Origin of the sequence: Salinivibrio sp. VGrn1 (assembly GCF_009377995.1) — a bacterium.
Classification (GTDB): Bacteria; Pseudomonadota; Gammaproteobacteria; order Enterobacterales; family Vibrionaceae; genus Salinivibrio; species Salinivibrio siamensis.
Genome location: NZ_SATA01000015.1, coordinates 1 through 21,250, shown reverse-complemented (window position 1 = coordinate 21,250; position 21,250 = coordinate 1). Strand labels below are relative to the sequence as shown.

Here is a 21,250-nt window from a genome sequence, read left to right as displayed (position 1 = left end):
TGATCCTTTATTTTCACTCATTTTAATTAATAAACATGGTACAACGCACGGTTTTAAGCTTTAATTGATAAATAAGTCATTAAATCGATAGCCCAGGCATGGCGCGGATCTTCATGCGTTTTCCCTGATGTCATTATGCTCCTCAAGACGCGCCAGCTTTTTCTTTAGCTCCCGAATTTCAATTTGCTCTTTTGTGATGGGGGAAGCATGAGGCGTAACGCCTTGTTGCTCGTGTCTGAGTTGCCTTACCCACTTGTCCATGGTGGATTTGCCCACGCCCATGGCAGTAGCTGCTTCGATAATCGTGTAGTTTTGTTCGAGAACAAGCTCAGCGGCTTCACGTTTAAATTCAGCGCTGAAAGTACGTCTTGTGCGTTTGGTCATGGTTTCACCTGTCATGCTATGAGGCGTATCTTAACACCTCTAATCAGGTGGCCAAATTCACTATGCCACTACAAGCCGACTTCCGACAGTAGACTTTGAAGGGCCTACCTTCATCTCTTCTTAAGCTTACGCTCAAATGGTTAACCTTGAGTTAACCTCTGTGCTCCACGGCACACTCATGCGTTTTCCCTGGTTTTCCCTGCCAGGCGTAGGAAGTGTGGCTTGGTGGTTTCGTACCGATTTCAGTTCATGGTTCAAATTCCGTATGCATTCCCACGCAGGAGCGTGGGAACGAGTAAATGCGTGCACGGCCCGCTCTTTTCCGTATTCCGTAAGCGAAGCGCTCTGTATTCCAGTTCCCGAATACCGATGACTGAATGCAGAGTACGGAAAGAGCAAAAGCCCCGATGCGCGCTCTTCCTAGTTTCTAGTATCCAGAAGCGAAGCGTCTTACTCTTCATCCCTTCTAAACGCAAATCTCACCAACACAATCGCTACCCCTAGCATGCCGCCAAGTAGCGTTGCCAGCACACAAATCAACGCACGTTTCGGGCCGGCTTTTTCTTCGGGGACGATGGCCGGGTCGACGGTTTTGAACACAAATTCGTCTTGCACTTCAGCCAGCATCAAGCTTTTCGTTTGCTCTTCAATCAGCTGGTAGAACACATTCTGCATTTGGGTAAGGTTGGTGTTTTCTAGCTGTTGGCGCAAGTAGGCGATATTAGTGTTGGTTTCTTGTAGTTTGTCAGCTTTCATTCTCGCGTTAATCGCGGCCACCAACTTTTCAGTCACGCGTTGTGCCAGTATTGGCGATTCTGACTCAAAGCTAATGGTCACTAAGCCATTATCTTTTTGCTCGTTAATCGCCAGCAACTCAGAAAACGCTTTGTAAAGCTCCCAGTCGGTGGGGGCTGCCGGTTTGTTTACCCGATCGCCTTCAGGCTTTAACCAAGTTTTTGTTTCAGGGTTATAACGCTCAGGATCGATTTGCCATTCGCCGGTTTCTTGATCCCAGCCTGTTGTCGCCATTAGCGGTACTTCCAGCTGATTAGCATGTACAAATTCGCTAATAAACTGGCGCGATTTTAGCGTGGCGAGCGCTATTTGCGTTTCACTGCCGCCACCGCTGCTAAGGTTGACCCCCGCTAACGACGCCAAGCCTCCCAACTGCCCGGCCATACTGGCCAAGCCACCACCGCCTTGCTCATTAGCAGGTGCGAGTAGAGCTTCAGATTTGTAGGTATTGGGGAGGTATAATGAATACCCCACCCCACCCACGGCAAATACAAAGGTGATCGCGATGATCAACCACTTGCCTTGCCATAAAGCAGCAAAAAGCTCACGGAGGTCGATTTCGTCATCGGCTGCCATTGGGGGGATGGGGGGGTGTGTGTAGTGTTCTTTTAAATTTGAGTTCATAAGTTTGATTCAATGATTACGGAATACAGAATACAGAAAAAGACTAGTTATCGGGGTGCATATAGTCAGCGGGATCTTCGTTTATCCGCGTTTGCTTTGTTTTGGATAGTCGCCCGATACTCGCTGCAATGGTTTCAGCATCATTTATCCATGATAACCCTGCCGTTTTTTCTATATATCCAATCTCTATGCCTATATAAATTTGAGTAATGAGCTCCGCCGTTGACGACTTTGCAATATTGAGAAATCTCAGTTGGTCTTTAACAGACTCTCTTTCTTCGCCCTCTGCGATATTCGATGGTATTGATAAACCAGAGCGAGTGATTTGATCTTTAAAGCCGTAGTCGTTACAGGTACGCATTGTCTTATAAATATCGCAAGATAAACGACATGCGCTTTGCCAGACTTTTAACTTTTTGAATCTCAATAAATTTCCTTATCTAAGAGCGCCGATTATTGAAAAAGCATCTTACACATGTACTGCGGTTATTGCCCTTCTCCGTACTCCGTAAGCGAAGCGCTCCGTATTCCCATTCCCGATTATCGATGAATGAATACAGAGCACGCAAAGAGCAAAAGTTCAATGCGTGCCCTAGGCCCTAGGATCTAAGCTCTAGACTGCTTTCCCCGCTTCAATCCTTAACCGCTTGCCACGCTACGCCCATTTGGTAGAGGATTTGGGTGGCGGTGGAGGCGGTGCTTAGGCCGTCTAGGTAGTCGGTGTCGATTGGGACGATGATGGTGTCGCCGGGTTCGAGTTGTTTTTGACTACGGCTGAACCAGAAGCTGTTGTTTGGCATCATCACTGAGCCGTCGGCGCGGACGACGTAGATGCGGTCGGTGTCGGCTTGTTGTTTGGTGCCGCCGGCGGATTCAATGTAGTCGCTGACGGTCATGCCCGGTTCAAACAGCTGGTTTGAGGTAAATTGCACTTCGCCCATAATGCTGACCACCGGGTTTTTGGGTGGCACGTAAAGCTTATCCCCGCTTTCCACCATGATGTTGGCGACTTCATCGCCTTTGAGGGCGCGTGGCAGTGAGATCACCATGCGGCCCACCGCTTCGGCGTTTTGTAACTCTTCGGCTAATGATAAGGCTTCTGACGGGCTAGTTGTATATTGGGCGCTGCTGGTTTGGCGGCGCAGGGCCAGGCTGCTGATTTCTTGTTGCAGCTGACGGTTGAGCATTTTTAGGCGCTCTTCTTCTTGGCGTTTGAGTCGTTCGCGGCTAAACACCGACCCTTTAGGGTAAGCGAACTCCGTCAACCCGCCTGCACGCTCAATCACATCTTTAATGGTCTCGCCACGTTCAAAGGCATACACACCAGGGAAGCGCACTTCGCCTTGTAGCTCAATGGTATTGTCTTTGTGCCAATTGGGCTTGGTTTTGATATTGATTCGGTCTTGGCGTTGAATCGTTAACTGTGGCCCTTCGCCTTTGATGGCTTTACTTACATCAATAGGGTAATGACGCACGGTTAAACGGCCATCCACTACTTGGCGGCGGGTAATTTCGGCTTGCCGCAAGTACGCGGCTTCGGTCAACCCGCCGGCGGCATCCAGCAATTGCTCAAACGAGGCATTGGCCGGCAGTGGGTAGACGCCCGGGTATTTCACCGCGCCACCCAGTTCAACAATCGCCGCGTTGTACTGGTTGTTGGCTTGATCTTTTAAGCGCTCGATAATGGGCTCAAGCTCTTGCTCACGTAGCGAGCGTTCACCTTCGTCATCGCGCTCTGCCAGTTTTTTGGCTAATGTAGCCTGATTTTGCTGGTTTTGTGTTTGGACTTCTGCGCCGGTGGCCGGATCAATATACACGTCGTCTTGCTGCCTTTCACCAAACTGAGATGGGCGAGTATTACGATGCCCTTTGCTTAATGTAACTCGGCTCTGGCTTTCTCGGGTGTCATCATCAACCTCGATGGATGGCGTCTTATCCCAAAAGGTACTGTCGATACCGTTGTTAAACACAAACACCTGGTCGCCTTGTTGCAGGCGCAAGTTATCGGACGAGTTGGGATGATCAATGGCTTGGCCCAGTTTAAATTGCAACACTTCAATGTTGCGCTCTGCGTCGATTTCGCGCACTACCAGCGCATAATTGAGATCGGCGGTGGGTTTTAGGTCACGTTGGGTGTTGCTAACGAGATCGGCGATGGTCATGCCCGGCTCGAAGTTATACGCGCCTTGGCGGACCACCTCGCCACGCAGCACCACGGCATTATCGAGTGCATCGTTGCTTTTGGCAATTTTAATGTCATCACCGTTTTTCACGGTAAAGCCTTGGCCCTTGGCGGTGCTCATGTCCAAGCTAAACTGCTGAATGCCCGATTCGGTCACGCGTTTAACGCTAACGCTAGACAAGTACCCTTCTGGTAATGCGCCACCCGCCATGTTAATGGCCTTACTTAGCGTGGTCGAGCCGTTGAGCTCATACAAGGCCGGGCGCAGCACTTCACCCTCAACGGCCACTTGGGCACCGCGCGCGGGCACAAACAAGGTATCGCCTTTTAACAGACGCACGTCGTTGCTGCTATCACCGGCAAGCAGCAAGTCGTATAAATCTAAGGTTTCAATGATCTTGCCATTGCGCTTTAGCTGAATATTACGCAGTGAGCCACTGGTTTTTATTCCCCCACTGGCCAGTAAGGCTTGGGTCACCGTGGTTAAGCCGTTAACAGTATACGCACCGGGTTGCTTTACATCGCCTGCTAAATAGACTTGCATGGTGCGCATGGCGCCGATGCCTACTGTGACATCCACCCCTATGACGCGCTGCTCAAACATGGCTTTAATTTGTTCGCGCACCTTGCCAAAGGTTTGTCCAGCCACTTGCATGGGGCCGTATTTGGGGAAATGGATATTGCCATCGCGCTTGACCGTGAGATCGTACTGCTGATTTTCTTTACCGAACACTTGGATATCGAGGGTGTCACCTGGGCCGATTTGGTAATCATTCGGCAGCGGTAAGTCGTCCACTGAGGCCATGGAGGCCGGTTTGCCATCAAAAAAGGCATAGCCAAAGGGTTTTAGTGCATCATCATCTTGGTTTGAGGCCTTGCCTGGGTGCCGTACGTTATCCGATTGGTTTTGCTCACCGCCGATGCGCTCGGGGGTGTCAGGCGCTTTATTGGCGTTTTGGGCGTCTTTGTCACTGTTGTTGGTCGATAAGCTATCTAAATCCACCCCGTATTGCCGAGCAAGTTGCTCTTGTTGCGCTCTTGGTAGTTGTTTTAACTGCTGAAGCTGGCTGGCGGTGGGGGTCGCTGCCTCGGCATGAGGGGCCGTTGTGAGCATCGCTGCACCGAGTAACAATGCTGGTGCACAGGACAATAGCGCGGGGGCACAACGGGTCATACCGCGCATAACGGTAGCGCCGAGCGGCCGAGTAATGGAAGATGAAAGCGTTAACATAATGAGCGTGATCCGTACTTATTATTATCAGTGATGGCTGCCGTTAAAACCGCAGCTGGTATTTTAGCCAGACGCGCGTATTGGCCTCTGATACATAAGGCGCAGCGTCGTCCGTTCGGCTGGCACCTAGTGTGACCATGGCGGTTGCCACGGGCAGGCGATAGCTGGCTTCTATTTCTTGCCAGTTGTGAGTGGCTTGTTCACGATCGGCTAGCATTAGCTTGATGGCGTGATCGTTGCTTAATTGGGCATACACCGCCACCGACCGGCTGTTGTCTAGTCCATACGTGGTGCTGTTGCCCCCTAATTGATCCGAAGACACCTGCTGGTCAACAGCTGGCGTGTCTGCTAGCGAGGATTCAAAGCCATCGTGCGTGGTTTGCTGCTCAAGCACCAGGCGCACACTTTGGCGCGCAATCTCGGTTTGCCCACTCCAGCCGATTAAACTGGTGGCAAGCTCTTCACCTTGGTAGTTACTGGCCAGTTCGGTGTAGAGTGCGTGAGCGACGGGCCAATCAAAGGCTGGCAGGGCAAGCTTGGCATCCCATGCCCATTGTTCGCTGACTTGTCGTGTGCCGTTTGGATCTTGCCATTTTTGATAGCTGAGCCCGTGTTGAAACGGCCGAATCGGCTGGCTGACTAGACGTGCTGCCCAGTGGGTGTCGTAACCGGTTTTGTCGGGCAGCTGGTAGACAGCTTCAAACGACCAAAAGCCCAGTAACGGCGTGTGATCACTTAAGTAGCTCACTGAGGCGCTGGGTGCGGGAGACGATTGGTTACCCCAGATGAGGTTATGTTGCCATCCTTGCCCCCACCAGCGGTCGATTTGGCCGAGGGTAAACAGCCAGCGGCCATCGTTTAATGCCAAATAAGAGCCTTGCCAAGTGTAGTCTTTATCGCCATTGGCATCACGGCGGTATTGATTGGCCACTTTAAAGGCAAAGCGTTTGCTCATGTATTGATACGCCGACCCAATCAGCCATTCATGACGCGGGGTGTCGCCGTAGTCGACTGCAGTGGCCGGATCGTTAGCCCAATACAGGTCGAATTCGATGGGGGCACGGTTGAATTTGGCAGCTTGGCCACGGTAACGGACATGGTTGCGGGCGGTGTTGAGCATTTGGTCGCGTGCCGATGTCGCCTTTGGCTGGCGGTTACTCCATTGTTGCCGCGGCTCGGTGTCATCGTAAAAGCTGGACCAGCGCAGCGGGTAATGATTGATTGGGCCATCAAGCTCACCGGCATCGGATAAGGCAGTCAGATCGGCACGGAGAAAAGGGTCATTAGCTTCCAGCCAAGGTGACGCCCCCACCTGCGTGCTCATCAGCAGTATGCACATCGCCAGCTTTTGACCACAGCCACTACGAGGCAATGTCAGATTCATCCATGTTAAATGTTTCATTGGGTATATGTAACAACGCTGCGATTAAAGAAGGAAAGTCGTGAACTTGGTGTCTGCCATTGCCGTTTAGGCACGCTACCGCCATGAAGTGTCGTTCTCCCTGTACGCGGCTGACTCAATATTGCTGTCACTAGATTGATTCCGCACCACTCTGCACAGTGAAAAGCGCTTGCTTCATCATGCCCAGCGCGGTGCGTCAAATGTCTGACGTATTCTACATAGCTCAGCGGTCATTTAAAGTGGAAATCAGTGAGAAATCACTTGATAAGATCAGTTTGACTGCTTTGTCTTCAATTGTGTCGTAAAAAAAAGGGATAGATCACGGTATGGGAATACGGAAAGAGATGAGACGCTTCGCTTCTAGAAACTAGAGGCTAGAGACTAGAAAAAGCAGCCTCGCGCTCGCATTGGGGATTTTGCTCTTTCCGAATGCAGGCTGTGCACGCGTTAACTATTTTGTGGTAACTTATCACCACCTTGATAATTAGCGGATTTCAACCAGTGCAACGCCTCTTCAATAGTTCATTATTTAATCACACTGTCGGTGTGATCGGCACCTTATTGGTTATTCACCTTATCACCGGCTTGCGTGAGTCGCTGCCTCTCACTGTGGTTAATAGTTTTTGGTTGGTCAGTTTTGCGTATCTATGTACCGCCATTACAGTACCTAAGATCACCAACTTTTTGCTGGTCGACCGTAAATACTATATTTTACCGGTCATTGCCTCGGTTTATGCGGGTGTTATGGCGATCATTTTGCTACTGCGACTTGAGTATTCCAGGGAAGTGATTGTCTATGCGTTTATCATTCAAACCATTTGGATGTACTTTGTGGTTGTGTTTAGGAAAGATAAGACGCGACTGCGACTGACGGCTATAGACAACTTTGATATCGATGCGCTTAATGCAAAACACACTCGCGTACATGTAAGCAAGTTGGACAAGGCGTTATCGTTTAGCACCATTGGTGACGGCTTAGTGGTGGATCTGCACGGCCCTTTGACCGAGGCGCAAGAAAAGTTCATCGCCGATTGCAGTATTAATAATATCCCCGTCTTCCATTCACAAAGTATCTTAGAGATGGTTGAGGGCAAAGTGCAAACAACGCACCTGTCTGAAAATGCAATTGGTACGTTGACGCCGAATCCGATTTATCAAAATATTAAGAGGGTATGGGAGTCGGCACTTATTGTCATGACTTTTCCATTAACGCTGATTGTGATGGCGATGACGGCGATCTTGATTCGGCTAGAAAGCCCAGGTCCAGCTTTGTTTGTACAAGAACGTGTCGGCCAAGGTGGGCAACCGTTTCGGATCTATAAGTTTCGTAGTATGTCGGTAAAATCTGCCGACGCAGATGACAAATTCGCCTCGCAGGAAGTCGCTCGGGTAACGCGTATTGGCAAGTTTATACGTAAGTTTCGGATTGATGAGTTGCCGCAGTTTTTTAATGTGCTTAAAGGCGAGATGTCACTTATTGGCCCACGGCCGGAGCAGGAAAGCTTTGTGAAACAGTTTGAGCAGGAAATCCCGTTTTATGGGTATCGCCATATGGTTAAACCCGGGATCACAGGCTGGGCACAAACGGTGCAGGGGTATGCGGATGATACTGCGTCAACGAGAGAAAAACTCGCTTACGACCTTTACTACATCAAGCACTTTTCGTTTTGGCTGGATATGAATATTGTGCTTAAAACAATCAAAACAATGATCACCGGTTTTGGCGCAAAATAGCAAAATACCTATCATCTAGACGCTAGCACCATGTATGAGTACGACTAAGTGAGTTTTGAAAGGTTTGTATCGAGGGGTTGAAGAGGCGATAACTGCTACACTTTGTGCTTTAAAAACCCCTTGATGGCATAAACACAAAATACGGAGATAGCTTGTAATATCGGTAGTTTGACGACGTCACGATAAAAGCGCCACTGGTAGGATAGTACGGTGAGTTTGTTGGCGGTCATCCCTGTGTCGATACGGTATTTGGCTAATGACTCTGGAATGCAGTGCGCGGCAGGGATGTCTTTCAAAATATCTAACCACAATCCCATGTCTTGCCTTTTACGAATCAACGGCATGTAACGTTTACCGAGTACCGAGGTATCGTACATTGCCGTCAAGCAACCAATCACGTTGCTGTATAGTAGCTGGGAGTATGTGACTTGGCTTGGCGCTTTAATCGTTGATAATAATTGATTGCCTTTAAATTTGGTGTAGTGAGTGTAGGTGAATGGGTAACCATTTTTTAGCATCACCCCTACTTGTACTGTCAGCTTGTTTGGTTCCCACACGTCGTCTGCATCAAGAAAGGCGATAAATCGGCCTTGCGCTCTCTCGATGGCGCAATTACGACTCACACCTGCCCCGCAATTGTCACTGTTTTGATACACGTGAATATTAGCGTGAGATTGTGCGTAACGATTGATCAGCGACCATGTACTATCGGTTGACTGATCATCGACGATGACTAGCTCCCAATTTGTATAGGTCTGTGCCAATACGCTTTCAATGCTTTCACTAATGGTCTGAGCCGCATTGAACGATGGCATGATGATTGAGACAAGTGGATGGTTGTTGGGCATGGGGATATATTACGTGTTAGTAGCAAGTGTTTGAACGATTTTTTGGGAGGCTAAACCACCACCATAGAGAGTTTCGGTATCTTCAACGTATCGTCCGTAGTGGCGTTTCGTCGCATTGATGATTTTACTCTGACTAGCACCTACTAGCTCGTTAGCGCCAGCTTCTATTAGCTCTACCCACTCAGTTTGATCGCGCATTGTCACGCAAGCTTTACCGAAGAAAAACGCTTCCTTCTGCACACCACCGCTATCCGTCAATACCAATTGACAGTGATCGAGTAGCCAAACCATTTCAAAATAACCGACTGGATCGACAAGATGAACACTCAATTCAAGACCCTGTTCGGCGATCAGTCTACGCGTCCGAGGGTGCAGAGGAAGCACAACAGGAGCAATAGTTGCATTGACCTCGTTAAGCGCTGTTACTACGGCAGCCAACCGCTCTGGATTATCAGTATTTTCGGCTCGATGAAGGGTTGCAAGAATAAAGGAATCTGGGAGCGTTCCGTGCGGTGCTTGCGCTTTTTCTGCAAAAAGAATTGCTGCATCTTGCATGACATCCCCTACCTGTAAAATCTTTACTGGTTTATCAGTAAAGCCTTCGTTTTTAAGGTTAGCAACCGCTGTATTTGTCGGACAGAAGAGTAAATCACTAATCTGATCAGTCAAAATCCGATTAATTTCTTCTGGCATTTGCATATTAAAACTGCGCAAGCCAGCCTCAATATGGGCGACGGGGATATGCAACTTGGCAGCTGCAAGTGCGCCTGCGAGTGTTGAGTTAGTATCACCATACACCAACACACGGTCTGGTTTATGGGTCAACAAAGCCTGCTCAATTTCTGCAAGCATACGCCCGGTCATCTTTCCATGGCTGCCGCCGTGGATATCAAGCTGTATATCTGGTTTCGGAATGCCTAATTGATTAAAAAAGACATCTGACATATTAGAGTCAAAGTGCTGGCCCGTATGAAGAATAATCTCCTCGATGTCTGCTGTTTGCTGAATTGCACGCGACACCACGCTCGCCTTAATAAACTGAGGACGGGCCCCAATGATTGTTAGGATTTTTTGCATAGAATACCGTCTTATAGTGTTTGGTAGAAATCGAGAAGTTTGTTTTCCTCGATACCCCAGTTATATTTACTTTTGATTGCCCTTTGGCCATTACGTCCCATTTTTTCAGCTTCAACAGGATGAGTCACCAGATAGTCGATCGCCTGGGCAGTTGCTTTAGGATCAAGTGGGTCAACACACAATCCGCATTGGTTGCCTTCGATAATTTGTTTCCAAAGTGGAAAATCTGATGCGATAACCGGCACACCTGCGGCCATATATTCAAACATTTTTACAGGTAAGGCATCTAAATAGTTGATTATCGGATGCAAGGTTACTAGTCCAGCTTTCGACTGCTCAAGCACACACTTGATCTGCTCCCGCTCTAACCAGCCAAGATGTTCGGTTCTTTGCCAGCCCGATTCAGCTTTAACTTCGTTTGCAAACTCTGTTTCAGAGAAGCTCCCACCAATCACTAGCGTGGCGCCTGATTCGTTGTAAGCAGCCGATTTAACGATCTCTTTGATCCCTCTTACTCTTCCCAACGCACCGATGTAACAAACCTGATCATTTTTGACAGACCAGTCCACTTCACACGTTGCAAGCTCAGTTAGCAATGGATAGTTGTTAATATCAATGGATGCTACGCCTATTTGGATATATTTGTTGCGTATATATGGTGTTGCAGCAATCACTCCATCTAGCTTACGACAAGCCCAGCGCTCATATACAGCAAAGGTTTTTGACAGTATCCATTTAGCAGGTTTGTTTAAGTATGGTTTACCCAACAGCTGCTTAGGCACATCTTCATGGGCATCAAAAATCACTACTTTGCCATGCTTTTTGAGCTTCAAACCTATTGGGATTAACTCAGGATCATGTAGGTGATAAACATCAGCATCCATCTCTAGCGCTTTATTCAACACGCGTCCTGGGGCGTTACGAATGCGATCCAAACGCCCTTTAGTTGCACCTACATCGTAGATTGACACGTTATTTTTTATTTCATCTCCCTTACCGTCAGCAACGATCAGCAACATGGTGTAACCATTACTTGCGAGAGACGTGCATTCCTTGAGGAAGATGCGGGTATCAAAGCGAGGATGGACAGAGGTAAGGTGGGCGACTTTACAATTAGAGCGCATAATAAATCTCTTTTAAAACATTTTCCTGTTCTTCCCAACAGTATTTTTTACGGGATTTAAATACATTTTCCTGAATAGCGCCATAGTCTTGGTTTAACAAGGCTTCTACTGCCTTTTTAAACCCCTCTACTGTATTGTCTTCGGCTACAATACCGATGCCTTCTTCTTCTACCAACCGCTTCATTTCAAAAAGATTTGAAGTAAGGACTGGCAAACCAGCCATGAGATATTCGAAGATCTTGTTAGGAGAACAGTAGCGATGATTAAGACAAGTATCCTCGTAGAAAAGAATACCGTAGTCAGCAGAGCCGGTATAACGTAGCAATACCTCAGGTGTAACTGCAGGGTGGAAAAAAATAGTACTCTGCAGCTGAGCTTTTTCCTTAATCAAGTCTTCGAGATGACCATACCCCATGCAGACTAACACACTCTTATCAGACTCAAGGTTCGAAAAAGCTTCTAATAATAATTCGATACCGCGCCCCTGACTCAATCCCCCTTGGTACAAAAAGATTTTTTGATCTGAACGGATACCTAAGCTTTCACGAAATAAATCTTCTTTTGAGCGCTCAAAAAATCTTGGGCAGTTTAAGACTAATTGGGGCTTGTCTATCGAGTAAAGACGTTGGTACTCTTTGGCGATCGAGTCACTGACGGTAATAACCGTATCTGCGTAGCGAATAAGAAAACTTTCTAACCACCTCCTTATCCCCTTTTCTACTCCTGACAAGCCTTTAATTTCAGTTTCATATTCATGGCAATCGTAAACAACCTTTTTCTCTTTAAAAAACGTTTTAATCAATAATCCCACAGGTAACGCATTAAGATCATTACAGTGGATGATATCAGCATTCCTAAACCGACATACTGCTCGAAACAAAAACTCTAAATATTTTATAAGTTGAACAGGCTTTGATTTAGACCAAGGCCTGCTCCTTAACTTTATTCGATTTATTGCGACCCCATGCACACTTTCTTCTTCAATTAATCCGTCATTATGAATTGCAACGACTGTTGTCACAAAACCCAGCTTTTTAAGTGTTTGCGATGTTTTTAAAACACGGCTGTCGTTAGTGAAGTCATTGAGTACGATGTTTGCTGTTTTTTTCATGTGAACGCTCTTTTCGTTAATTGCTTTTTTAACTATCGTACTTATCCACTATAAGTATTTTTTTATTAGCATTCTTTTAATCGCTGCATTGGCACAATACGCAATACTTGTTGCCAATGCAGCACCTATTATATCGAGCTCGGGGATTAATAAAATATTCCCAACTATGTTAATAGTTACTACTGCTAATGAAATATACATATTCCACTCTGGCTTACCCGCTGCGGCTATGCAATTGGAATATATTCGTGATCCAGCCCCCGCAATGATACCTGGGAGTAAATATAGAAAAGCGGGTAAGGCAGCACTATAATCATTACCAAATACAGGCCCAACAAGCCACCATAGTAATATGGCCGCAATAATGCTCCCAACTGCAGTAATCACTGATACAATAATAAAACCTTTATTGGTTAGTGATGATCGTGCTTGTGGGTCGTGATGCATTGCTGATAAACGTGGTAATAAAACGGCACTTGCGGCTTGAGATAACATCCAAAGTTTTTCAGCGATTTGCACAGCGATAACATAGATCCCTGTGACTGCTGGGTTCATGAAAAAATTAACGAGAAAAATATCAGATCGGTAATTTATGAATGCCAGTATATTGGATAAATGAGCCTTCCAACCGTAGTTCAGTGTTCTTTTCTTATAGTCTCTGACAGCCACAGTTTTGGGATCATTACTTTTAGTATGTTTTTTCTTTACTAGTAATATGCCTACGATAAGTAAACCAGAGGCTTGGCCGATAACATAAGCGAACATTGCTCCGAAAATACCTAAATCAAAACCATATATTACTACCGCCACACCTATTAAGTTAATATAGGGTGGAACAAGGACAGTCAAGTTAAAGGCGCCAAAGTCTTCTATACCTTGTAATATGCTTTTCAAATAGGCCAACAGGAGCGATAGAGGAAAAGAGATAAGCCCAATATATAAAAGTGTGTTGGGTACATTAGGAAAAAGATATCCACCAAAAAAATACAAAGCCGGCAAGGCGCCGATAATGCCTATAGTAGCGATCATAAATGCTAACTGTAGATTCTCTGAGATCGCCTGATGGATATTGAATTCGCCGCGACTCACGTAGTATACCGTTGCAGGCCCCACTCCCAAGTTTAGGAAGTTGGTTAACATAGTCGGTACTAAGATTGCCATAGCATAATAGCCATTACCCTCGGGTCCTAGCTCTCTAGCAATAAGAACAACCAAAAGCAACTGAGCGAAAGCCGCTAGTATCTGGCGACCCAATGTCATTGCAATGTTACGACGAACCACTGAGGCGCTTGCTATTTTTTTTAAGCGGATTATCAAAATAAATTCTCTTTAGTTGGACTCACGAATGAAAGATAAAAGGTTTTGATATTCAGTGGTTAACTGAGCAGCAACTGCTGAGGTTGAAAATCTCGCTTGTGCGTTTTTTTCTAAGACTGCAGGCTTATAACGGTCTAAATTTTGCCCTATTTCTAACATTGCTTCTGCTAGGGCTTTAGGCTGTTTAGGCTCAACCAACAATCCATCTCCTTCTTCTACAATGCACTCCGGCCCGCCACTGCGTGTTGCTACTACTGGTATGCCAGCCATCAATGCTTCTGCTGCGACAACGCCAAATGTTTCATAGTGACTAGATACCACCATCACATCGACTTGCGCCAAAAGTTCAGGCACTTTTTCAGGCTCTATCTTTCCGAGAAAGTGCACTCTATCGCTGACTCCAGCTTCTTTGGCTATTTTCATTAACTCAGCTTTGATCGGACCGTCGCCCGCAAGCCAGAGCTCCAAGACTGTTTGACTGTTTTTATTTAATTTAATAAACGCAGATAGGAGGTCAGTTTGACCTTTGTTCTTCGTCATCAATGCCAAATTTAAATAACGGATTATGTGATTATTTTTACACGACCTATTTTTTGCACTGAAGCGTGCCGCAACGACATTGGGTATCCATTTCCAGCGTGCATTAATATTAGGGAACTGCTCAATCAAGATATTTGCTAACGATGGGCTCACAGCAATATTTAAACCTGATTTTTTTATGGCATTTTCTGCTAGTTTTAACTGCCATTTAGCATAAATACCTCTAGCAAATCCTGAGCTATGTTCAGTCAACACCAAAGGTATCTCGAACTCTTGCGAAAGCTTCACGCCAGCAGCGCCCGCCAATATTGCTGAATGTGCATGGATGATATCAGGTTTTCCATTTTTCTTTATATAAGCGTTCAACAGTTTTCTTGCTGCTCTTAAGAAGAGTAGATAACTTCCATACGGGATACGAGGAAGAAAACTAAGTACTTCCTCGCGGTAAGTCAGTATACCCCGATCGTTCTCGAAGTCAGGGTTCTGATTTCTTGGTTTCCCTAATGTTCGTAATGAACGTATTGACGGAGCAATGACACCAACGGTGTGGCCGTAATTGTGCAAAGCTATTGCTTGATCGCGAAAAAAAACACCTCGGACGTCATCCGCGTTTGACGGATACCATGATGGAAGAATGAGAATATGCATTATACGACTAACTCAACTAAAGCTCTTTCAATAACTTTTTTTATTGTCCACTTAACACTTGTATCCAAACCAATATAACCTTTCATTGACCCAGAATCTTTGGCATGCTCATCGAGCCATGAGCGATGAAAGAATACATGCTCCTTCCTTTTGTTTTTTATTGCTTTTAGTTTATCCGCTTTGTTAGGAGGATGATGCCATTCCACTTTAACATCGTAATAGTCTTGAAGATAAGCAAGGTATGTGGGTTTATGCTCCGCAGCATAAACGTTAACTTTCCTTTTTAATACCATGAGGTTTTTTGAACGATAACTCAATAACTCACTAGAAATATCGTTGGAGAAAAGTATCTTTTTGGCACCTGAGATTATCTTTAAATCTTTCTTTAACTTGGGAGCACCATAATAATACTCAAGGATAGAAAGGAATATAAATTTATTCGCTTTTTCAGCTGCCTTTAGTGCTTCAATAAATAGCTCATTCGGGATGCTACTTTTTTTTAACCAATCATACCGTGTTTGTCTAATAATAGCTTCCATGTTTTTTATTTTTTCTGGTAGCTCTTCTTTTACTACATGCTGATAGAGCTCCAAAGAATGAACTGTGGACCAGACTCTCGTTAACCAACTTCTTTTATCAACTTCTCCTCCCTCTAAAAGAGAAAACTGGAGAAACCGACTTTCTATAAAATCGACCAGATAACATGAAGCTAATAATTTTCTTTCTTCAGTACTTATATCATCCCATTTTTGGAGGCAAGACTCCCCATATATACATTGTAAGTTGCTAGCATAAAAAACATACTGGATATTTCTAGATAGGGAATATGGAACGACTATTGGACCATGTAAAAATACTCTTTCATCCATATTTTTAACTGAAAGTCTTCCAGATTGTCGATTATCGAAGTCATCAGTCACGACAACGATAATATCAATATCAGATAGGCCAGGTGCTTTAATGCTACCCATAAGATATATAGATATCACTCCATCTATATTTTTCACATTTTCTAAGTACTTACTAATTTGGCTGTAATAGACACTTTCATCTATTACAGCTGGGTCATTGACTATTTTCAATGAAAAACTCCAAAAGATTTTCTGAATCTAATATCATTCTAGGTAAGATATTTTCTTTAAAATGACTATTTCTTCCAGATAAGGTCGCGAGTAAGAGCAGATCAAATCGTCCTGATGGTATTTTTTTCGATATAATAGAAGCTCTTAAAAAACCTAGAAGTCGAGGTGGCTTAGACCAACTATCCCTTATTACTGAGGCATCATAAATGCTGCGGTAAAAAGTGCATGGGAAATCTTTTTCAAATTGATTTATAGCATCTTTCTTATTGAGTACTCTTCCTTGACTTTGATAATAAAAAGCAGGCACAAGCAATAGGTTGCTCACATAGCGCTTGATTGCATAATTGTTAAAACCAAACCGAAAGAAATTTCGCCATGGATTACTTAGATTCTCTAATGTTTTCTCTAACCGTTCTCTCGACTCTTTAGCTATACTTTCTATGTCATCATATGAAAATACATCCACTGACTCTCCAGTCAATGACCAACAAGCATTGTAGGATGAAAGAGGAAGGATTATCTCACTGTATTGTTTGCAAAGACTATCCCAAAGAAAAAAAGCTCCGTGGTGCTGTATAGGATCAACTCTGATTATTAGTTTATTAAATTTTTTTTCTAGCCAATTTGAAAACGCAATCTTTTTACTCGAGTCAAAAAAAACTTTTTCGTTGACAACTATCGTAGCCTCCAGATCACTGAAGTTAGTTGTAGAAAAGTCTCCATAGCTACCATGGATAATTATATCTTTTATAAGATCTTTTTCTTGAGCATAATTAAATACTTTAACAAGTTCCGAATACCACCATATACCATTCGCTTCTGCTCCAGAGCGATTTATTTTCAGAGGCTGTATGGTATTATATTTCACCTTATTTTTACGGTAAGGTATCTTTATGTTAGATACATTATCGAGCGTACAAAGCGATGACGTTAAGATCTGATAATAGTTTAATATTTGTTTACTGGGAGTTACTGTAATAGCCACTAGTTAAACTCCACTAATGCTCTCGATATCAGCGTTTGTTCTATTTCCCGTAAATAAGGGTGCATCGGCAAGCTTATCACCTGCTCGGCCACTTTATCTCCCGCGGGTAACTGAACATGATGGTCAGCTACTGCTGGCTGTTTATTCAGCGGGATTGGATAGTGCACGGCAGTCGGAATACCCGCCTCCTTGAGTTTGGCCTTTATGGCTTCTCGGTTATCAACACGAATAGTGTATTGCGCCCAGGTCGAGATATTATGCTCTTCTACATAAGGCGTAGTTTGAATGCCAGCTTCGCTGAGTAACTGGTTGTAGCGGTTAGCGGCTTTATTTCTTAGCTCAATTTCTTTGGCAAAGATCTCTAGCTTTGGCAGTAAGATGGCTGCTTGTAGTGTATCTAAGCGACTGTTTACACCTACTCGAATATGGTGATAACGGCGATCTTGGCCGTGACGAGCAATTTGGCGCATAATCAGCGCAAGCTGCTCATCGTTGGTGAAAATCGCGCCGCCATCGCCATAGCAACCAAGCGGCTTACTAGGGAAGAAACTGGTGCAAGCAATAGTGGTTAAATTACATGAGCGTTTGTCTTTGTAGCTAGCGCCAAAGCTTTGGGCCGCGTCTTCAATCACAGGGATATTATACTTTTCAGCAACGCTATTGATCGCATCATAGTCCGCACATTGACCATAAAGCGACACTGCCATAATGGCTTTCGTTTTGCTGGTGATTGCTGGCTCAATCAAAGCTGGATTGATGTTGTAGGTGCGCTCGTCAATATCGACGTAGATAGGTTTTGCGCCCAGTAACGCGACTGTCTCGGCCGTGGCAATGTAGGTAAAGCCAGGAATAATCACTTCATCGCCAGGGCCTACTTCTAGCGCCATAAGTGCAATTTGTAATGCGTCGGTGCCGTTGGCCACGCTAATGCAGTGCTGTGCACCACAAAACTCACTCAGTTTTTGTTCTAGCTCCGCCACTTCTGGGCCAAGAATGTACTTGCCATGTGATAATACAGTTTGAATCGCAGTATCGATTTTGTCTTTTATTTGTGCCTGCTGTGCAGCTAAATCAATAAATTGCATGATTAAATTTTCTCTAGCACTGAGTCAGTCAGTTGGTAAATGTCGCCCGTATGAGGACAGGTAGTTTGCGCATTGCCAGTCAGCGGCAAGTCAAGTTGCTCACCGTATTCACTCATCCAACCGATTTGCTTGGCGGGTACACCCACCATTAAAGCATAAGCCGGCACGTCTTTATTGATCACTGCACCAGCGCCAATAAACGCAAATTCGCCCACATTCACGCCACACACAATGGTGCAGTTCGCGCCTAGTGTGGCACCTTTTCTTACCCAGGTATCTTTGTATTCATCTTTGCGCTCAATAAGGGAACGTGGGTTATAAACATTGGTAAACACCATGCTTGGGCCGCAAAACACGCCATCTTCTAAATGCACATTGTCGTACACCGAGACATTGTTTTGTACTTTGCAGTTGTCCGCGATAGTGACTTTGTTGCCGACAAAGACATTTTGACCCAGCGAGACACCTTTGCCTATATTGGCACCACTGCAAACGTGAGCAAAATGCCACACTCGTGAGCCACTTCCGATTTGTGCGCCCTCATCAACAATGGCGCTTTCATGCTTAAAATAATCCATGGTTTTATCTGCCACAATTGGCGTCTCACTGGTTAAGAATTAAAGACGTAAATCTGAGTCACCGAGAGGCAGTACGTGTTTCACATCATAAAGCACATGATCAGGTTTCCCTAAAGCGCGCAATTTAGCCTCACCCATCAGTTTCATTTCAGAGTGATCGACGGCCAAAATAATCGCGTCATAGGTGCCTGGGGATAGATGGCTGATAAGCTCAATGCCGTACTCATCTTTTACCTCAGCTGGGTTCGCCCAACTATCGTAGACATCAACGCCCATATTAAAATCTTTAAGTTCGCTGATAATATCAACAATCTTGGTATTCCGCACGTCAGGACAATCGCCCTTGAAGGTGATCCCCATGACTAACACACGTGCTTCATCAATATGGATTTTACGACGCGATAACGCTTTAACTAGCTGAGTCGCTACATATTCGCCCATACCATCGTTAATCCGACGCCCAGCAAGAATCACTTCGGGCCGATAACCCGTTTCTTGCGCTTTATATGTGAGGTAGTAAGGGTCAACACTGATACAGTGACCGCCGACTAGGCCCGGTTTAAAATGCAGAAAGTTCCACTTGGTGCCTGCCGCTTTTAATACTTCTTCGGTGTCGATTTTCAATTTATTAAAAATCTTGGCAAATTCGTTGATCACGGCAATATTCAAATCACGCTGCGTATTTTCAATCACTTTGGCGGCTTCAGCCACTTTTATCGACGAGGCTTGATGGGTGCCTGCAGTAATAACTTGACGATAGACTGTATCAATAAACTTAGCAGCTTCAGGGGTAGAGCCTGAGGTGATCTTAACAATCGTCGGCAGGCGATTCACTTTGTCACCTGGGTTAATGCGCTCAGGGCTGTAACCTGCAAAAAAGTCTTGGTTGAATACCAGCCCTGAGTGTTTCTCTATGATTGGGATACACACTTCTTCTGTGGCCCCAGGATAAACTGTCGATTCAAAGACGACGGTATCACCCTTGCTGATCACATTCGCTAACGCTTTTGAGGCTTTTTTTAGTGGCGTGAGATCCGGCGTTTTCTCTTCTGTAATGGGCGTGGGGACAGTGACGATATAAAAGTTACAGCTAGCGATATCTGTTAGCTGGCTCGTGTAAGTAAGGCATTTGGCTTGTACCAACTCCTCATCGGTACATTCTTTTGTCGAATCATATCCAGCCAAGAGCTCTCTTACACGCTCTTCTTTAACATCGTAGCCAATTGTGGGGAAGCTCTTACCGAATTCAACGGCCAGTGGCAAACCAACATATCCTAGCCCTATGATGCCAAACTTCACATCTTGTAGGTTCATCTTTTTAACCTTGTTACTGTTATAAATTCAGTGGCAGGCCAACGGTCGACTTATCACGACCAGAGCGGTAAATAGCAGTCAATAGCTCAAGCGATTTAAGGCCCTCACGGCCATCGGTTTCTGCTTCTGCGCGGCCTTTTAAAGTATCAGCGACATTTTGAAAATACGGCGGGTGACCAAATCCGTACACAGAACTGGTTTGGTAGTTCGCTTGCTCAATCTCGGCGTCATAGTCTTTAGCTTCTTCAAACTGCCATTCTTGAATGTCATTAATTGCAACTCCGCCAATGCGCACCGTGCCTTTTTCGCCCAATATCGTGATTGAGCCTTCTAAATTTTTAGGGTAAGTGCACATAGTTACGGCCATTGAGCCGAGCGCGCCGTTACGCCATTTGATGTTAACTACGCCAGTGTCTTCGACTTCGATATTACGATGGGTTGAGAGCATTGCATGCACTTCTTCAACCGAGCCGACTAACCAATGCAACAAATCAACATAATGCGTCGCTTGATTCATAAAAGCGCCGCCGTCCATATGCCAGGTGCCTGACCATTTTGCGCGATCATAGTATTCTTGCGGACGCGTCCAGAAAACGTTGAGGTGTACCATATGAATGGCACCAAAACGTTTCTCGTCGATAGCACGTTTTAATAGTTGCAGCGTCGAATTACGACGGTTCTGCTTCACCACAAAAAGCTGCACACCAGCCTCTTCGCAAGCTTTTGTCATCGCCAAGCCGTCTTCCCATTTGGTTGCCATGGGCTTTTCGGTTACTACATTGATGCCTGCTTTTGCCGCTTTAATGGTGTGTGCAGCATGGATACCTGATGGTGTGCATAGCGTAACAAGGTCAAGGCTTTCCTTTTCAAGCAATTCGTCAAACGACAAATAACCGGGTACTTGGTATTTCTCTTGGTGCTCAGCCAAAACATTCAGGTTGTTATCACATATTGCAACTAGCTCGTATTCGTCGCTTAGCTGCTCAATCGAGCCAAAATGATTTTTTGAGATCCGGCCACAACCGACAACGGCAATGCGGATTTTTTTGTCCTTAGCTATACCACGGAAAACGCATGAACATCCGCGTCACGAAAGGCTTCCCAGCACGGTCGCCAGGTACTCTTGGTCCATCGCGCACATCATTCGCTTGCGTTGAATACCGGCTTTAAAACTCTTCTCTTGCTTTAA

At 45.4% G+C, this 21,250-nt stretch carries 18 protein-coding genes and 1 pseudogene; 1 reads left to right on the top strand and 18 read right to left on the bottom strand.

Annotation, left to right across the window (positions count from 1 at the left end; translation table 11 throughout):
• Nucleotides 1-126 precede the first annotated feature (126 nt).
• The 5 genes and pseudogenes from EHW56_RS14975 to EHW56_RS14955 form a co-directional block, all read right to left on the bottom strand.
• Nucleotides 127-384: pseudogene (locus EHW56_RS14975) on the bottom strand (transposase); the annotation flags it as partial.
• Between the two features lie 450 nt (nt 385-834).
• Nucleotides 835-1,803, bottom strand: coding sequence for a Wzz/FepE/Etk N-terminal domain-containing protein (locus tag EHW56_RS14970; RefSeq protein WP_172970015.1), 969 nt, complete (start codon nt 1,801-1,803; stop codon nt 835-837).
• Between the two features lie 43 nt (nt 1,804-1,846).
• Nucleotides 1,847-2,230 (bottom strand): four helix bundle protein, encoded by a 384-nt coding sequence (locus EHW56_RS14965; RefSeq protein ID WP_152799645.1) that lies wholly within the window; start codon nt 2,228-2,230, stop codon nt 1,847-1,849.
• Nucleotides 2,231-2,435: 205 nt separating this feature from the next.
• Nucleotides 2,436-5,216 (bottom strand): SLBB domain-containing protein, encoded by a 2,781-nt coding sequence (locus tag EHW56_RS14960; protein WP_227486511.1) that lies wholly within the window; start codon nt 5,214-5,216, stop codon nt 2,436-2,438.
• Nucleotides 5,217-5,259: 43 nt separating this feature from the next.
• Nucleotides 5,260-6,600 (bottom strand): capsule assembly Wzi family protein, encoded by a 1,341-nt coding sequence (locus EHW56_RS14955; RefSeq protein WP_172970016.1) that lies wholly within the window; start codon nt 6,598-6,600, stop codon nt 5,260-5,262.
• 519 nt (nt 6,601-7,119) lie between these two features.
• Here EHW56_RS14955 and EHW56_RS14950 point away from each other — a divergent pair.
• The gene (locus tag EHW56_RS14950) at nt 7,120-8,352 is read left to right on the top strand and encodes an exopolysaccharide biosynthesis polyprenyl glycosylphosphotransferase (protein WP_172970017.1); all 1,233 of its coding nucleotides are present in this window, start codon (nt 7,120-7,122) and stop codon (nt 8,350-8,352) included.
• 95 nt (nt 8,353-8,447) lie between these two features.
• On the opposite strand, the gene EHW56_RS14945 is transcribed toward EHW56_RS14950, so the two are convergent.
• The 13 genes from EHW56_RS14945 to EHW56_RS15415 form a co-directional block, all read right to left on the bottom strand.
• Nucleotides 8,448-9,200 (bottom strand): glycosyltransferase family 2 protein, encoded by a 753-nt coding sequence (locus EHW56_RS14945; RefSeq protein ID WP_152795795.1) that lies wholly within the window; start codon nt 9,198-9,200, stop codon nt 8,448-8,450.
• Between the two features lie 9 nt (nt 9,201-9,209).
• Nucleotides 9,210-10,277, bottom strand: a complete 1,068-nt coding sequence (wecB, locus tag EHW56_RS14940) for a non-hydrolyzing UDP-N-acetylglucosamine 2-epimerase (RefSeq protein WP_152795793.1) — start codon at nt 10,275-10,277, stop codon at nt 9,210-9,212.
• 11 nt (nt 10,278-10,288) lie between these two features.
• Nucleotides 10,289-11,401 carry a glycosyltransferase family 4 protein gene (locus tag EHW56_RS14935; RefSeq protein WP_152795791.1) on the bottom strand — a complete coding sequence of 371 codons (1,113 nt, stop codon included), beginning with the start codon at nt 11,399-11,401 and terminating at the stop codon, nt 10,289-10,291.
• Entirely contained in the window at nt 11,391-12,512 is a 1,122-nt protein-coding gene (locus EHW56_RS14930; protein WP_152795789.1) for a glycosyltransferase family 4 protein, read from the bottom strand. The genes EHW56_RS14935 and EHW56_RS14930 overlap by 11 nt, the downstream gene beginning before the upstream one ends.
• A 48-nt stretch (nt 12,513-12,560) precedes the next feature.
• Nucleotides 12,561-13,829 carry a flippase gene (locus EHW56_RS14925; RefSeq protein ID WP_152795787.1) on the bottom strand — a complete coding sequence of 423 codons (1,269 nt, stop codon included), beginning with the start codon at nt 13,827-13,829 and terminating at the stop codon, nt 12,561-12,563.
• 12 nt (nt 13,830-13,841) lie between these two features.
• Nucleotides 13,842-15,017, bottom strand: coding sequence for a glycosyltransferase (locus EHW56_RS14920; protein ID WP_152795785.1), 1,176 nt, complete (start codon nt 15,015-15,017; stop codon nt 13,842-13,844).
• Nucleotides 15,017-16,099 carry a hypothetical protein gene (locus tag EHW56_RS14915; protein ID WP_152795783.1) on the bottom strand — a complete coding sequence of 361 codons (1,083 nt, stop codon included), beginning with the start codon at nt 16,097-16,099 and terminating at the stop codon, nt 15,017-15,019. Before EHW56_RS14915 ends, EHW56_RS14920 begins: the two co-directional genes overlap by 1 nt.
• Entirely contained in the window at nt 16,083-17,084 is a 1,002-nt protein-coding gene (locus EHW56_RS14910) for a hypothetical protein (protein ID WP_152799652.1), read from the bottom strand. Before EHW56_RS14910 ends, EHW56_RS14915 begins: the two co-directional genes overlap by 17 nt.
• Nucleotides 17,084-18,169 (bottom strand): DegT/DnrJ/EryC1/StrS aminotransferase family protein, encoded by a 1,086-nt coding sequence (locus EHW56_RS14905; protein WP_152799654.1) that lies wholly within the window; start codon nt 18,167-18,169, stop codon nt 17,084-17,086. The genes EHW56_RS14910 and EHW56_RS14905 overlap by 1 nt, the downstream gene beginning before the upstream one ends.
• A 2-nt stretch (nt 18,170-18,171) precedes the next feature.
• Entirely contained in the window at nt 18,172-18,747 is a 576-nt protein-coding gene (locus EHW56_RS14900; RefSeq protein WP_152795834.1) for an acyltransferase, read from the bottom strand.
• Between the two features lie 39 nt (nt 18,748-18,786).
• The gene (gene tviB / locus EHW56_RS14895; protein ID WP_152795777.1) at nt 18,787-20,061 is read right to left on the bottom strand and encodes a Vi polysaccharide biosynthesis UDP-N-acetylglucosamine C-6 dehydrogenase TviB; all 1,275 of its coding nucleotides are present in this window, start codon (nt 20,059-20,061) and stop codon (nt 18,787-18,789) included.
• A 19-nt stretch (nt 20,062-20,080) separates the two neighbouring features.
• Nucleotides 20,081-21,121 (bottom strand): Gfo/Idh/MocA family protein, encoded by a 1,041-nt coding sequence (locus EHW56_RS15720; RefSeq protein ID WP_172970022.1) that lies wholly within the window; start codon nt 21,119-21,121, stop codon nt 20,081-20,083.
• Nucleotides 21,122-21,148: 27 nt separating this feature from the next.
• A partial coding sequence (locus EHW56_RS15415; RefSeq protein ID WP_102504739.1) for a glycosyl transferase occupies nt 21,149-21,250 on the bottom strand: 102 nt, incomplete at its 5' end.

Coding starts and splice junctions, on each gene's coding strand:
- EHW56_RS14905 (WP_152799654.1), bottom strand. CDS start 18,169: ATGCAATTTATTGATTTAGCTGCACAGCAGGCACAAATAAAAGACAAA.
- EHW56_RS14930 (WP_152795789.1), bottom strand. CDS start 12,512: ATGAAAAAAACAGCAAACATCGTACTCAATGACTTCACTAACGACAGC.
- EHW56_RS14920 (WP_152795785.1), bottom strand. CDS start 15,017: ATGCATATTCTCATTCTTCCATCATGGTATCCGTCAAACGCGGATGAC.
- wecB (WP_152795793.1), bottom strand. CDS start 10,277: ATGCAAAAAATCCTAACAATCATTGGGGCCCGTCCTCAGTTTATTAAG.
- EHW56_RS14955 (WP_172970016.1), bottom strand. CDS start 6,600: ATGAATCTGACATTGCCTCGTAGTGGCTGTGGTCAAAAGCTGGCGATG.
- EHW56_RS14935 (WP_152795791.1), bottom strand. CDS start 11,401: ATGCGCTCTAATTGTAAAGTCGCCCACCTTACCTCTGTCCATCCTCGC.
- EHW56_RS14960 (WP_227486511.1), bottom strand. CDS start 5,216: ATGTTAACGCTTTCATCTTCCATTACTCGGCCGCTCGGCGCTACCGTT.
- EHW56_RS14900 (WP_152795834.1), bottom strand. CDS start 18,747: ATGGATTATTTTAAGCATGAAAGCGCCATTGTTGATGAGGGCGCACAA.
- EHW56_RS14970 (WP_172970015.1), bottom strand. CDS start 1,803: ATGAACTCAAATTTAAAAGAACACTACACACACCCCCCCATCCCCCCA.
- EHW56_RS14945 (WP_152795795.1), bottom strand. CDS start 9,200: ATGCCCAACAACCATCCACTTGTCTCAATCATCATGCCATCGTTCAAT.
- tviB (WP_152795777.1), bottom strand. CDS start 20,061: ATGAACCTACAAGATGTGAAGTTTGGCATCATAGGGCTAGGATATGTT.